Origin of the sequence: Streptomyces antnestii (assembly GCF_004005495.1) — a bacterium.
GTDB lineage: Bacteria > Actinomycetota > Actinomycetes > Streptomycetales > Streptomycetaceae > Streptomyces > Streptomyces antnestii.
The window spans coordinates 39,180-52,520 of record NZ_RZYA01000003.1 but is presented as its reverse complement, the minus strand read 5'-3'; the positions used below and the strand labels follow the sequence as shown (position 1 = coordinate 52,520).

The 13,341-nt window shown below is 69.2% G+C and carries 12 protein-coding genes and 3 tRNA genes; 9 read left to right on the top strand and 6 right to left on the bottom strand.

Features of this window, described 5'->3' with window-relative positions:
* Positions 1–44 precede the first annotated feature (44 nt).
* The 4 genes from EOT10_RS08080 to EOT10_RS08065 form a co-directional block, all read right to left on the bottom strand.
* A tRNA-Gly gene (locus EOT10_RS08080) sits at positions 45–120 on the bottom strand.
* Between the two features lie 295 nt (positions 121–415).
* Positions 416–491, bottom strand: a tRNA-Gly gene (locus EOT10_RS08075).
* 97 nt (positions 492–588) lie between these two features.
* Positions 589–660, bottom strand: a tRNA-Gly gene (locus EOT10_RS08070).
* A gap of 123 nt (positions 661–783) precedes the next feature.
* Positions 784–1,125 (bottom strand): histone-like nucleoid-structuring protein Lsr2, encoded by a 342-nt coding sequence (locus EOT10_RS08065; protein ID WP_127827399.1) that lies wholly within the window; start codon positions 1,123–1,125, stop codon positions 784–786.
* A gap of 339 nt (positions 1,126–1,464) precedes the next feature.
* Here EOT10_RS08065 and purS point away from each other — a divergent pair, with 339 nt between their 5' ends.
* From purS to purM, 7 genes are all read left to right on the top strand, one after another.
* The gene (gene purS, locus EOT10_RS08060; RefSeq protein ID WP_100598945.1) at positions 1,465–1,731 is read left to right on the top strand and encodes a phosphoribosylformylglycinamidine synthase subunit PurS; all 267 of its coding nucleotides are present in this window, start codon (positions 1,465–1,467) and stop codon (positions 1,729–1,731) included.
* The gene (purQ, locus tag EOT10_RS08055) at positions 1,728–2,411 is read left to right on the top strand and encodes a phosphoribosylformylglycinamidine synthase subunit PurQ (RefSeq protein WP_127827398.1); all 684 of its coding nucleotides are present in this window, start codon (positions 1,728–1,730) and stop codon (positions 2,409–2,411) included. Before purS ends, purQ begins: the two co-directional genes overlap by 4 nt.
* Entirely contained in the window at positions 2,408–4,657 is a 2,250-nt protein-coding gene (gene purL, locus EOT10_RS08050; protein ID WP_127827397.1) for a phosphoribosylformylglycinamidine synthase subunit PurL, read from the top strand. The genes purQ and purL overlap by 4 nt, the downstream gene beginning before the upstream one ends.
* 121 nt (positions 4,658–4,778) lie before the next feature.
* Complete coding sequence (locus tag EOT10_RS08045; RefSeq protein WP_127827396.1) at positions 4,779–5,573, top strand: maleylpyruvate isomerase family mycothiol-dependent enzyme; 795 nt, start codon at positions 4,779–4,781, stop codon at positions 5,571–5,573.
* Positions 5,574–5,625: 52 nt separating this feature from the next.
* A complete protein-coding gene (locus EOT10_RS08040; protein WP_127827395.1) occupies positions 5,626–6,417 on the top strand; it encodes an META domain-containing protein in 792 nt (263 codons plus the stop codon).
* A gap of 307 nt (positions 6,418–6,724) precedes the next feature.
* On the top strand, positions 6,725–8,251 hold the full coding sequence (gene purF / locus EOT10_RS08035) for an amidophosphoribosyltransferase (RefSeq protein ID WP_127827394.1): 1,527 nt from the start codon (positions 6,725–6,727) through the stop codon (positions 8,249–8,251).
* A gap of 34 nt (positions 8,252–8,285) precedes the next feature.
* Positions 8,286–9,359, top strand: coding sequence for a phosphoribosylformylglycinamidine cyclo-ligase (purM, locus tag EOT10_RS08030; protein WP_127827393.1), 1,074 nt, complete (start codon positions 8,286–8,288; stop codon positions 9,357–9,359).
* A gap of 154 nt (positions 9,360–9,513) precedes the next feature.
* Here purM and EOT10_RS08025 read toward each other — a convergent pair whose 3' ends face one another.
* Positions 9,514–9,771 carry a DUF3073 domain-containing protein gene (locus tag EOT10_RS08025; protein WP_116512208.1) on the bottom strand — a complete coding sequence of 86 codons (258 nt, stop codon included), beginning with the start codon at positions 9,769–9,771 and terminating at the stop codon, positions 9,514–9,516.
* Positions 9,772–10,061: 290 nt separating this feature from the next.
* Positions 10,062–11,156, bottom strand: coding sequence for a Leu/Phe/Val dehydrogenase (locus tag EOT10_RS08020; protein WP_127827392.1), 1,095 nt, complete (start codon positions 11,154–11,156; stop codon positions 10,062–10,064).
* A gap of 220 nt (positions 11,157–11,376) precedes the next feature.
* Between EOT10_RS08020 and EOT10_RS08015 the strand changes: the two genes are divergently transcribed.
* Both EOT10_RS08015 and bldC read left to right on the top strand, forming a co-directional pair.
* Positions 11,377–12,258, top strand: a complete 882-nt coding sequence (locus tag EOT10_RS08015; protein WP_127827391.1) for a DUF8083 family protein — start codon at positions 11,377–11,379, stop codon at positions 12,256–12,258.
* Between the two features lie 489 nt (positions 12,259–12,747).
* Positions 12,748–12,954, top strand: coding sequence for a developmental transcriptional regulator BldC (gene bldC, locus EOT10_RS08010; RefSeq protein ID WP_003949541.1), 207 nt, complete (start codon positions 12,748–12,750; stop codon positions 12,952–12,954).
* Positions 12,955–13,341 lie beyond the last annotated feature (387 nt).

The window sequence follows — 13,341 nt, the reverse complement described above, 5'->3', positions numbered from 1 at the left end:
GACACGCGAAAGCCCCCGGCACCTGAGGTGCCGGGGGCTTTCTGTGGAGCGAACGACGAGGTTCGAACTCGCGACCTCAACCTTGGCAAGGTTGCGCTCTACCAACTGAGCTACGTTCGCACTGCGCCGTGGCGCGAGGCCAACTATACCCAACCTCGTGAGTGCCCGGGACACACCCGAGGGGCCGCCGATTCTCCGTGCGAGCGCTGTGCCGGCCGGAGCTGTGAGGGGGGTCCGCCGCCAACTCCGTACCCGGGCAGCGGTTTCCCGCGGGCGCGGTGCGGATGATCTCGTGAGCCCGCCGGCCGGGTTCGCCGCGGCATTGTGGCGTCCTTCACACAGCCGGCGGGATAGGGGAGCGGGCATGAGGATGGGCATGAAAAAGGCCCCGGTCCACTGGACCGGGGCCTTCATCTGGAGCGAACGACGAGGTTCGAACTCGCGACCTCAACCTTGGCAAGGTTGCGCTCTACCAACTGAGCTACGTTCGCACTGCCTCCGACGGCCACGCTTCCAAGCAGAAGCGACCACCGATCGGTGCGAGCACCAGCCTACCGCACTCCGGGGAGTGATCGGTACGCGATGCAGAGCGGGTGACAGGAATTGCACACTGCGCCTTCCCCCTGGAAGGGGGATGTTCTACTACTGAACTACACCCGCACGACTCGTGAGGTCCGGCCTGTCGGCCTCGCCCCTCGGCGTGTTCCAGACTCTAGCTGATCAACAGGGGTGCAGCGCAAGTCGCCTGCTCCGCGGGCCGGGAGGCCGGGCCGGTGGCCCGGGTCAGTTGGCCGCCTCGAAGGCCTCGTAGACCTTCTTGGGGATGCGGCCGCGCGGCGGGACGTCCATCTTGTGCGAGCGGGCCCAGGCGCGGACGGCCGCCGGGTCGGCGGACACCGCTGTGTGCTTGAAGCTCCGGACCGTCTTCCCCGCGGAGGCCTTGCCCGTGCCGGTCTGCTTGCGGCCGGCCTCGAGGTAGGGGGCCAGCGCCTTGCGCAGTTTCTTGGCATTGGCTGGATTCAGGTCGATCTCGTACGACTTGCCGTCGAGACCGAAGACGACCGTTTCTGCGGCTTCTCCGCCGTCGATGTCGTCGGAGAGAGTGACCACGACACGCTGCGCCACGAATATCGGTCCCTTCGTGCGACCTCGCCGCTTTGACGTGCGCCGATGTCGACTGTCCGGCTGTTATGGGGCAAAGCTCAGTGTAAAGCTCAGGCGAACCGACCGCTTTCGCATTTCCTTTTTACCTTGCCGAGTATTGCATTGTGAAGACCGGCTAAATCGCCCCGCGTGTCCGTGCCGCAATGGGTATCCGAAGTCTTTCCCCGAATTTTCCGCGGGAGTACCGTCCTGTTGCGGTAACGTGATCCGGCTCTCGTAGCTTCCTACGGTCTACGCGAGTAGAAATTTTGTCCGGGTAGTCTGAAGGGACCTGCTCAGCACCACACACCGGGAGTGCCAGTGGCACGCGTCGTAGTCGACGTCATGCTCAAGCCGGAGATCCTCGACCCCCAGGGCCAGGCGGTGCAGCGTGCACTGCCGCGCCTCGGTTTCGAGGGCATCTCCGACGTACGTCAGGGAAAGCGTTTCGAACTCGAAGTGGACGGGCCTGTCGACGACGCCGTCCTCGCCCGTATCCATGAGTTGGCCGACACGTTCCTCGCCAACACCGTGATCGAGAACTTCACCGTGAAGGTGGAAGAGCCCGCGGTGGGGGCAGAAAAGTGACCGCTCGTATTGGAGTCGTCACCTTTCCTGGTTCCCTCGACGACCGGGACACGCAGCGCGCCATCCGTCTCGCCGGCGCTGAGCCCGTCGCCCTCTGGCACAAGGACAAGGACCTGAAGCAGGTCGACGCCGTCGTCCTGCCCGGTGGATTCTCCTACGGCGACTATCTGCGGGCGGGTGCCATCTCCCGGTTCTCGCCGGTGATGGAGACGGTCATCGAGCAGGCCAAGGCCGGTATGCCGGTCCTCGGTATCTGCAACGGCTTCCAGGTCCTGACCGAGGCGCACCTGCTGCCCGGCGGGATGCTCGGCAACGACCACCTCCACTTCATCTGCCGTGACCAGAAGCTGCGGGTGGAGAACGCGGACACCGCCTGGACCGCCGACTACGTGTCCGGCCAGGAGATCCACATCCCGCTGAAGAACATGGACGGCCGCTACGTCGCCGACGAGCGCACCCTCGACATGCTGGAGGCGGAGGGCCGGGTCGTCTTCCGTTACATGGACTTCAACCCGAACGGCTCGCTCCGCGACATCGCCGGCATCACGAACGAGGCGGGCAACGTCGTCGGTCTGATGCCGCACCCGGAGCACGCCGTCGAGCCGCTCATCGGCTCCGGTCGCACCGACGGCCTCCCCTTCTTCACCTCGATCCTCAAGAAGCTGGTCGCCGCCTCATGAGCCTCGACACCGTTGAGAACGCCGCACAGACCCCCGACGTCGAGCTCCCCTGGGCCGAACTCGGCCTGAAGAAGGACGAGTACGAGCGCGTCGTCGAGATCCTCGGCCGCCGCCCGACCGGCGCCGAGCTCGCCATGTACTCGGTCATGTGGTCCGAGCACTGCTCGTACAAGTCGTCCAAGATCCACCTGCGCCAGTTCGGTGAGAAGGCGCCGCAGTCCGACGCCATGCTCGTCGGCATCGGTGAGAACGCCGGTGTCGTCGACGTCGGCCAGGGCTACGCCGTGACCTTCAAGGTCGAGTCGCACAACCACCCGTCGTACGTCGAGCCCTACCAGGGCGCGGCCACCGGCGTCGGCGGCATCGTGCGCGACATCATCGCGATGGGCGCCCGCCCGGTCGCCGTGGTCGACCCGCTGCGCATGGGCGCCGCCGACCACCCCGACACCAAGCGCGTCCTTCCGGGCGTCGTCGCCGGCATCGGCGGCTACGGCAACTGCCTGGGCCTGCCGAACATCGGCGGCGAGGTCGTCTTCGACGCCTGCTACCAGGGCAACCCGCTGGTCAACGCCGGCGCCATCGGCGTCATGCGGCACGAGGACATCCACCTCGCGAAGGCCTCGGGCCCCGGCAACAAGGTCATCATGTACGGCGCCCGGACGGGCGGCGACGGCATCGGCGGCGCCTCGATCCTGGCCTCCGAGACCTTCGACGACGCCAAGCCGTCGAAGCGTCCGGCCGTGCAGGTCGGTGACCCCTTCCAGGAGAAGCTCCTCATCGAGTGCACCCTGGAGGCCTTCGCCGAGAAGCTCGTCGTCGGCATCCAGGACCTCGGTGCCGCCGGCATCTCCTGCGCGACCTCCGAGCTCGCGTCGAACGGCTCGGGCGGTATGCGCGTCGAGCTGGACGACGTACCGCTGCGCGACACGACACTCTCCCCCGAGGAGATCCTGATGTCGGAGTCGCAGGAGCGCATGTGCGCCGTCGTGGAGCCGGAGAAGGTCGACCGCTTCCTCGAGATCTGCGAGAAGTGGGACGTCATCGCCACCGTCATCGGTGAGGTGACCGACGGCGACCGCCTGGAGATCTTCTGGCACGGCGAGAAGATCGTCGACGTCGACCCGCGCACGGTCGCCCACGAGGGCCCGACGTACGAGCGCCCCTACGCCCGCCCCGAGTGGCAGGACGCGCTCCAGGCCGACGACGCGAACAAGCTGCCGCGCCCGTCCTCCAAGGACGAGCTCAAGGCGCAGGTCGTCGCCCTTGTCTCCTCGCCGAACCAGGCGTCGAAGAAGTGGGTCACCTCGCAGTACGACCACTTCGTGCAGGGCAACACCGTCCTCGCGCAGCCCGAGGACTCGGGCATGATCCGCATCGACGAGGAGACCGGGCTCGGCGTCGCCATCGCGACCGACGGCAACGGACGTTTCGCGAAGCTCGACCCGTACCACGGTGCGCAGCTCGCCCTCGCCGAGGCGTACCGGAACGTCGCGACGACCGGTGCCAAGCCGCTCGCGATCTCCGACTGCCTGAACTTCGGTTCGCCCGAGGACCCGGACGTCATGTGGCAGTTCGTCGAGGCCGTCCGCGGTCTCGCCGACGGCTGCCAGATCCTCGGCACCCCGGTCACCGGCGGCAACGTCTCGCTGTACAACCAGACGGGCGAGGCGGCGATCCACCCGACCCCGGTCGTGGCCGTGCTCGGCGTCATCGACGATGTCGCCCGCCGCACGCCGGCCGCCTTCAGGGAAGAGGGCCAGCTCCTCTACCTGCTCGGCGAAACCCACGAGGAGTTCGGCGGTTCGGCCTGGTCCCAGGTCGTGCACGACCACCTCGGCGGTCTGCCCCCGAAGGTCGACCTGGAGCGGGAGCGGCTGCTCGGCGACATCCTGATCTCGGCGTCCCGTGACGGCATGATCGACGCCGCGCACGACCTGTCCGACGGCGGTCTGATCCAGGCCGTGGTCGAGTCCGCGCTGCTCGGCGGCAAGGGCGCCCGCCTGGTCGTCCCCGACGGCCTGGACGCCTTCACGTTCCTGTTCTCCGAGTCGGCGGGCCGCGCGGTCGTCGCCGTCCCGCGGAGCGAGGAGCTGCGCTTCACCGACATGTGCGGCGCGCGTGGCCTGCCGGTGACGCGCATCGGCGTGGTCGACGGCGACGCGGTGGACCTCCAGGGCGAGTTCGCCCTCTCCCTGGACGAACTCCGCGAGGCCCACGAGGGCACGATCCCGGCCCTGCTGGCGTAAGTCCCGCCGGCCGTAAGCACGGTCGCGAAGTCCCCGTCTGCTGCGGCAGACGGGGACTTCGCGTTGATGCCCCTCGCCCGTCCCCGCCTCCTCGACGTTCCACGCGGAATAGGCTCAGCCCATGCCTCCCGCCAAGAAGCGTGCACGCGCCTATGACTCCGCCAAGATTCGGGCGGCGGTGCTCGCTCAGTTCGCGCTCGTGCGGGACGCGGTGGCGGGGCTCACGGAAGAGCAGTTGAGCGCGCCGACGCGGCTCGGGGACTGGCGTGTGCGGGAGCTTGCCGCGCACTTCACCATGGCGGTCGGCGCGGTGGCCAGGGGGCTGGAGGCGCCGGAGCCGGCGAAGCATGAAGTTCCGCTCCTCGACTGGCCGTTCGGGACGGTGACCGAGTCCGCCGCCATCGCCGACGGCACCCGCGAACTCGCTGAGAGCGCCCCGCCCGCCGAGCTCTTCGCGCGCGCCACGGCCCGCGTCGAGGCCGCCCTGGCCGACGCCTCCGACACCCGCCTGGTGCCCACCCGGTTCGGCGCGATGACCCTCGCCGACTTCCTCGTGACCCGCACCGTCGAACTCGTCGTCCACACCGACGACCTGAACGACGCGCTGCCCGGACTCGACGTCCCGTACGAGCGTCAGGCCCTGGCCGCGTGCACCCGGCTGCTCGCCGACGCGCTCGCCGTGAAGGCGCCCGGTGCGTCGACCGAGGTGCGGATTCCGCCGTTCGCCGTCGTCCAGTGCATCGAGGGCCCCCGGCACACCCGCGGCACCCCGCCGAACGTCGTCGAGACGGACCCGCTCACCTGGATCCGTCTCGCCACCGGACGCGTGGAGTGGCGGGCCGCCCTGGACGACGCCAAGGTCAGCGCGAGCGGCGAGCGGTCCGACCTCGGCGGACTCCTGCCCGTCATGAGCTAGGGCCCCACGGACGGGGTGGAACCGATCACCCCACCCCGCCCGTCCCATCGTCATGCACACGCGATTCCGGCACGTCACCGTCCTGGCCGCGCTCCTGCCCCTCGCCGCCGTCGCCGCCTGTGGGGCGCAGACCGTGTCCGTCGGGGGCACCCCCGTCACCGGTGTCCGCTGGAACGTCGAGAGCGTCACCGTCGACGGCACGAGGACGCCGGCGCCGCAGAGCGCGTACGTCGAGTTCCCCTCCGCGGACCGGGCGCGCGGCAACAACGGCTGTAACCACTTCGACGCCGAGGCGGAGATAGCAGGCGGCACGATCCGTGTCGGCCAGAGCAACGTGACGATGATGTGGTGCGAGGAGAAGGAGCAGCGGGACTTCGAGAAGACGTTCGCCCGTGCGATCGGTGGCACCAGCAAGGCCAGGACCGACGGTGACCGTCTCACTCTGACCACCGACGACGGCGACACGATCGCCCTCGTCAAGGAACGCCCCGCCCCGCTGACCGGCACCGAGTGGACCGTCACGAGCCTGCTCTCCGGCGACGTGGCGGCCTCGCTGCCCGAGGAGGCGGCGGGCAGGGCCCGGTTCACGTTCGGCAAGGACGGCGTGGCGACCGGCAGCCTCGGCTGCAACCGTTTCCGCGCGAAGGCCGAGATCCGCGACGGCCACCTCACGCTCGGCAGGCCCGCCACCACCCGCATGCTCTGCCAGGGCCCGCGCATGGACACCGAACGCGCCCTGCTGAAGCTCTTCGGACAGAAGCTGTCCTACGAAATCCGCGGCCGCACCCTCACGCTCACGGCCCCGGACGGCGCGGGACTCGCGGCGGGGGCCGGCCGGGGCTGAGCCGGCCCGCAGCGAATTCCGTCACACTCGCCCCCGCGCTCGCGCCGGGCGCCGCCCCCCTCGGGGAGGACCACCGCGGACCGGCCACCGATGTTCTCGAGGGGGCCCGCCCAGATCGCGCGACGCGAACAAAAGACCAGTTCAGAGGCGTGATCGCGGCGGCCTGGCGGTCCGTGGTGTGGGCGGCGCCGCAGTCGCGCGTATCCCGGAAAACGAGGCCCCCGGAGCTCGCCACGCCACCCCCGCCCGCCGCCGGCGGACGTTCCCCAATTCGGACCAGTGGTCGATCTCGCCTACACTCGGTGGCGTGCCACGTGGTGACGGTCGACTCAATCATGATCTGCTCCCCGGCGAGAAAGGCCCCCAGGACGCTTGCGGCGTCTTCGGTGTCTGGGCTCCCGGTGAAGAGGTCGCCAAGCTCACTTACTTCGGGCTCTACGCCCTCCAGCATCGAGGTCAGGAATCCGCGGGAATCGCGGTGAGCAACGGCTCCCAGATTCTCGTCTTCAAGGACATGGGCCTCGTGTCCCAGGTCTTCGACGAGACCTCTCTCGGTTCGCTCCAGGGTCATATCGCGGTCGGTCACGCCCGCTACTCGACCACCGGCGCCTCCGTCTGGGAGAACGCCCAGCCGACGTTCCGTGCCACCGCGCACGGCTCGATCGCGCTCGGCCACAACGGAAACCTGGTCAACACGGCGCAGCTCGCCGAGCTGGTCGCGGCCCTCCCCAAGGAGAACGGCCGCAACACCCAGCTCGCGGCGACCAACGACACCGACCTCGTGACCGCGCTCCTCGCGGGTCAGGTCGACGACGACGGCAAGCCGCTGACCATCGAGGAAGCCGCCCACAAGGTCCTCCCGGACGTCAAGGGCGCCTTCTCCCTCGTCTTCATGGACGAGCACACCCTCTACGCGGCCCGCGACCCGCAGGGCATCCGCCCGCTGGTCCTCGGCCGCCTGGAGCGTGGCTGGGTCGTCGCCTCCGAGTCCGCCGCCCTCGACATCTGCGGCGCCAGCTACGTGCGCGAGATCGAGCCGGGCGAGTTCGTCGCCATCGACGAGAACGGCCTGCGCACCTCCCGATTCGCGGAAGCGAAGCCGAAGGGCTGCGTCTTCGAGTACGTCTACCTGGCCCGCCCCGACACCGACATCGCCGGGCGGAACGTGTACCTCTCCCGCGTGGAGATGGGCCGCAAACTCGCCAAGGAAGCCCCGGTCGAGGCCGACCTGGTCATAGCGACGCCGGAATCGGGCACCCCCGCCGCGATCGGTTACGCGGAGGCCTCCGGCATCCCGTTCGGCGCGGGACTGGTCAAGAACGCGTACGTCGGCCGGACCTTCATCCAGCCCTCGCAGACGATCCGCCAGCTCGGTATCCGGCTCAAGCTGAACCCGCTCAAGGAAGTCATCAAGGGCAAGCGGCTGGTCGTCGTCGACGACTCGATCGTGCGCGGCAACACCCAGCGCGCCCTGGTCCGCATGCTCCGCGAAGCGGGCGCGGCCGAGATCCACATCCGGATCTCCTCTCCCCCCGTGAAGTGGCCGTGCTTCTTCGGCATCGACTTCGCGACGCGCGCCGAGCTGATCGCCAACGGCATGTCGATCGACGAGATCGGCAAGTCCCTGGGCGCCGACTCCCTCTCCTACATCTCCATCGACGGCATGATCGAGGCCACGACCATCGACAAGCCGAACCTCTGCCGCGCCTGCTTCGACGGCGAGTACCCGATGGAGCTTCCCGACCCCGAGCTGCTCGGCAAGCAGCTCCTGGAGACCGAGCTCGCGGCAGGACCGGCGAACACCGCCGCCGCCGACGCCCTCCGTCGTCCGTAAGACCCCCGTCGTACGACACGAAAGTTCTCAAGCCATGTCTGAGACACCTGGTGCCAGCTATGCGTCCGCGGGCGTCGACATCGAAGCGGGCGACCGCGCCGTCGAGCTGATGAAGGAGTGGGTGAAGAAGACGCAGCGCCCCGAGGTCGCCGGCCTCGGCGGTCTCGGCGGATTCGCCGGCCTCTTCGACGCCTCTGCCCTCAAGCGCTTCGAGCGTCCGCTGCTCGCCACCGCCACGGACGGCGTCGGCACGAAGGTCGACATCGCCCGCCAGATGGGCGTCTACGACACCATCGGGCACGACCTCGTCGCGATGGTCATGGACGACATCGTGGTGTGCGGCGCCGAGCCGCTGTTCATGACCGACTACATCTGCGTCGGCAAGGTCCACCCCGAGCGGGTCGCGTCGATCGTGAAGGGCATCGCCGAGGGCTGTGTCCTCGCCGGCTGCTCCCTCGTCGGCGGCGAGACCGCGGAGCACCCGGGCCTGCTCGGCCCGGACGACTTCGACGTCGCGGGCGCCGGTACGGGCGCCGTGGAGGCGGACCGGCTGCTCGGCGCGGATCGTATCCGTACGGGTGACGCGGTGATCGCCATGGCGTCCTCGGGTCTTCACTCCAACGGGTACTCGCTGGTGCGCCACGTCCTCTTCGACCGGGCGGGCCTGAAGCTCGACCAGCACATCGAGGACCTCGGCCGGACGCTCGGCGAGGAGCTCCTGGAGCCCACCAAGATCTACTCCCTGGACTGCCTGGCGCTGACCCGCACCACGGACGTCCACGCCTTCAGCCACGTCACGGGCGGCGGTCTCGCGGCCAACCTGGCCCGCGTCATCCCCGACGGCCTGCACGCCACCGTGGACCGCTCCACGTGGGCGCCCGGCGCGGTCTTCGACCTCGTGGGCAACTTGGGCTCGGTGGAGCGCCTGGAGCTCGAGAAGACCCTGAACATGGGCGTGGGCATGATCGCGATCGTCCCCGAGGACTCGGTGGACTCCGCGCTCGCGACGCTGGCCGACCGCGGCGTGGACTCGTGGGTCGCCGGTGAGATCGGCGAGCGCGGCGAGCACACCACGGGCGCGACCCTCACGGGTGACTACAGCAAGTAAGGCCCGCGAGGCAGCAGGGCAGCACAAAACCCGGTCCGGCGTGGTGACCACCCCGGACCGGGTGAAGTGCAGTTGCTATAAGGCAGTCGCTACGCAAAAGAGAACTGCGAAGAACTGCCGCTGAAACTGCTGGAACTGCAGACTGACTGCGAGGTCAAGCGCCGCGGCGCTGCGACGAGGGACCGGACTCGTCGGAGTCCTCGTCATCCTCGTCGTCGTTATACAGATCCGCGTACTGGGCGTACGGGTCGTCTTCCTCGTCGTCGTCCTCGAAAGGCTCGCCGTTCGGCGGCTGATTCGAGGTCGAAGCGCCCAGCTCATTGGCCAGACGCGACAGGTCAGTCCCGCCGCTGCTGTACTTCAGCTGGCGGGCGACCTTCGTCTGCTTGGCCTTTGCCCGGCCGCGCCCCATGGCTCGACCCCCTCGGTGACGGGGCTCGACGGCCCCAGAGTCTTGACACGCGTTCATGATCTCGAACGGGCTCTCCGCAGAGAGACCCGTCCTTAGGGCTTCCACGGTACCTGCTCCTGCGGCCATACGGTACGTCGCCCGCAGGACGCGCCTGGGCGCAGGACCAGCAAGGAGCCCTGTCCTCGCTGGTCAGCTGCGATTTTAACCTCTTCTGGGCGGGCGACCCGCCGACGGGCGTGAGTCTTCTCTCCCGCGTACGCCGACGGGCCGCCCCGTGATGCCGGTGAACGTCAGGCCCGGCGGGCCTCCGCCATGCGCTGCTCGGCGATCCGGTCGGCCGCGGCGGCCGGCGGGATCCCGTCCGCCTTCGCACGAGCGAATATGGCCAGCGTGGTGTCGAAGATCTTCGCGGCCTTGGCCTTGCACCGCTCGAAGTCGAAGCCGTGCAGCTCGTCGGCGACCTGGATCACTCCGCCGGCGTTCACCACGTAGTCGGGCGCGTAGAGGATCCCGCGGTCGGCGAGGTCCTTCTCGACGCCCGGGTGGGCGAGCTGGTTGTTGGCCGCGCCGCAGACGATCTTCGCCGTGAGGACCGGCACCGAGTCGTCGTTGAGCGCGCCGCCCAGGGCGCAGGGGGCGTAGATGTCGAGGCCTTCGGTGCGGATGAGGGCCTCGGTGTCGGCGACGGCGGTGACGCGCGGCGCGTGCTTGTCCAGAATCCGCTGTACGGACTCCTGGCGCACGTCCGTGATCACGACCTCCGCGCCGTCCGCGAGGAGGTGCTCCACGAGGTGGTGGCCGACCTTGCCGACGCCCGCGACGCCGACCTTGCGGCCGCGCAGTGTCGGGTCGCCCCACAGGTGCTGGGCGGAGGCCCGCATGCCCTGGAAGACGCCGAAGGCGGTGAGGACGGACGAGTCGCCCGCGCCGCCGTTCTCGGGCGAGCGGCCGGTCGTCCACTGGCACTCGCGGGCGACGACGTCCATGTCGGCGACGTACGTGCCGACGTCGCACGCCGTCACGTAGCGCCCGCCGAGCGAGGCGACGAAGCGGCCGTAGGCGAGCAGCAGCTCCTCGGTCTTGATGGTGTCGGGGTCGCCGATGATGACGGCCTTGCCGCCGCCGTGGTCGAGCCCGGCCATGGCGTTCTTGTAGGACATCCCGCGCGAGAGGTTGAGGGCGTCCGCGACGGCCTCCGCCTCGCTCGCGTACGGGTAGAAGCGGGTGCCGCCGAGGGCGGGGCCCAGGGCGGTGCTGTGGATGGCGATCACGGCCTTGAGGCCACTGGCGCGGTCCTGGCAGAGGACGACTTGCTCGTGGCCCCCCTGATCCGACCGGAACAGGGTGTGCAGAACATCGGCAGGGGCGCCGGTTACATCGGTCACTGTGGTGACTCCCAGGTAAGGAGCGGCGGTTGGAGACGGTGCCCGTGCGGGTGGCGGGCCCCGATGGGCAAGAGACTAGAGCCTGCGCCGACCCGCCCGAGGCGCAGTGCCGAGGATCACCCTCTCCCGGAGTATGCGCGTGTCCGGCCAGGTGCGATCACGTTCGGCCATGGGACGATTTGGAGTGTTTTCCAGGCGCAGGCCGGGGGAGGGAGCAGCCGTGCCCAAGGTGTCTTCGGTGACCGTGCCCTACGCGTCGTACCTCCGTGTGTACGAGCCCCTCGCGGCGTTCCCCGAGCCCGAGCGGAGCCATTGGGAGCGCTACGCGGAGCGTCGCGAGCGCCCCTCCTACCAGGATGAACTACGCCGGTCGCTGGCCGACCTGCTGCCGACGCCGCCGGTGCCCGTGCCGGTGCACGAGAGCGACGACGCGTTCGTCATCGAGGTGGACGGGGTGGTGTGCGTCTGCCCGTGGCGCACCCGGCTGCGCGGCTGGCAGGCGCTCGACGAGCTGCCCGGGCGGCTGCCGACGCCGGTGCTCGACGCGGTGCTCCCGCCGGTGGTGCGCCGGCAGTCCGCCGCGGACTACGAACGCTGGCTGGAACGCAACCCCGACGCCCGCCCCTGGATCCGCACGTCCACCTGGCAGATCCCGCTGAACTGGTTCGTCCTGGTCTCGGACGAGGAGCGCGAGTACGGCGGGGGCGGCGACGGGGACGCGGGGGGCGAGGCCACCGGCGGCTGTGCGGACGGGGCGGCGCCGGTGCTGCGCTACCGGACGCCGATGGTGCAGGCGCGCCGCCGGGTCGCGCGGGGGCTGCGGACGCTGCGGGACGCGATGGACGAGGGGCCGCTCATCGACGGCCTGGTCGACGTGGGGCGCTGGCTCGAAGAGTTCCATCCGCGTTCATTCGTCGAACTCGACTACGGCGGTCTGGTGCACGCCCTGCCGTCCGAGGATCTGGACGGTGATCACTCCGCCGCGGACGTGGCCGAGGGGATCGAGGCGTTGCGCCGCGGTGACGGCGACGGGGCCGAGGCGGCGTACGCGCGGCTCGTGGAACGCTGGCGTGCGGTGCGCGACCGTCAGTTCGCGAACTGAACGCAGGGGCTCCACGGAGTTCTTGGGGTGGTACGGGGACGTAGGTCCCGATCCGGGCGTATGTCTCAAGCGTGACGGACCGCACTAACTGCGCCCTTGCGCCCATCACCCCCCCTCGTGCCAAAATAGGACAAGGAGTCCGGGGAGGGCTCCGTCTGGCTGCTTTCGTCCGCGTGCAGCCAGAAATCTCAGCATTGCACGCTATGGGGGGTCTCGTGACTCCTGGCGCCACTGTGACTGATCGTCACAGTGGCGTGACTGTCCGCTATGGCATGGTCCATCGGCTTCCGTCGGTGATGAACGCCTGGGGGGGCAATTCCATCGGTTTGGCCGACGCGGCTGGACGGATGGTGTAGTTGTAGTGCCGAGGACAAGCCGTTCGTCCTATAACCGACTCGACTCGCGTCCGCCATTTCGGGCAACGCGGGTCAAGGTGCAGAATTTAGAGGAATGAACCGAGAAGGTTCGGTTCTCCCGAGGAGGCCGCTCATGACCGCTCGCACCCCTGATGCCGAGCCGCTGCTGACCCCGGCTGAGGTCGCCACGATGTTCCGCGTCGACCCGAAGACGGTGACGCGCTGGGCCAAGGCTGGCAAGCTCACGTCGATTCGCACGCTCGGCGGGCACCGCCGCTACCGCGAGGCTGAGGTCCGCGCACTGCTCGCGGGTATTCCGCAGCAGCGCAGCGAGGCCTGAACAACTGAATAAACCGGGCGTTCTGGGCCCCCCAGCCCTTTGTAGCGCCTGATCTGCAGCTCCATACGACGCGGGTCCTGCCCCAACAGGCCCACGCCTGCTCCTGCTTCAAGGGTGCGTCGTCGATCGCGCTGGACTCCGCCGGGTCCAGCGCGATTTTTTTATGCGCGGATCCGTGCGGGTGCGGGGGCTCCGGCGGGCCGGCCGGGTGGGTCTGTGGGCGGGCTTGTGGCTCTCTGATCGGTTCCCGTGCGGCGGTCCGGTGTCCGCTGGGAGGACGTCTCGGGGGGTCCGTGTCGCGACCTCCGGAGTGGTCGCGCGAGTGGCACGCGTAGACCTCCCGGGGTGGTGCAATTGCACATATTAAATTGAGGCGTTGTAGGGAGG

Bases quoted from the DNA above. Each gene is read 5' to 3' on its own strand.
- EOT10_RS08045 (WP_127827396.1), top strand. From the start codon at position 4,779: ATGCCTCCCGCCAAGAAGCGTGCACGCGCCTATGACTCCGCCAAGATT.
- EOT10_RS08040 (WP_127827395.1), top strand. From the start codon at position 5,626: ATGCACACGCGATTCCGGCACGTCACCGTCCTGGCCGCGCTCCTGCCC.
- purM (WP_127827393.1), top strand. From the start codon at position 8,286: ATGTCTGAGACACCTGGTGCCAGCTATGCGTCCGCGGGCGTCGACATC.
- purL (WP_127827397.1), top strand. From the start codon at position 2,408: ATGAGCCTCGACACCGTTGAGAACGCCGCACAGACCCCCGACGTCGAG.
- bldC (WP_003949541.1), top strand. From the start codon at position 12,748: ATGACCGCTCGCACCCCTGATGCCGAGCCGCTGCTGACCCCGGCTGAG.
- EOT10_RS08025 (WP_116512208.1), bottom strand. From the start codon at position 9,771: ATGGGGCGCGGCCGGGCAAAGGCCAAGCAGACGAAGGTCGCCCGCCAG.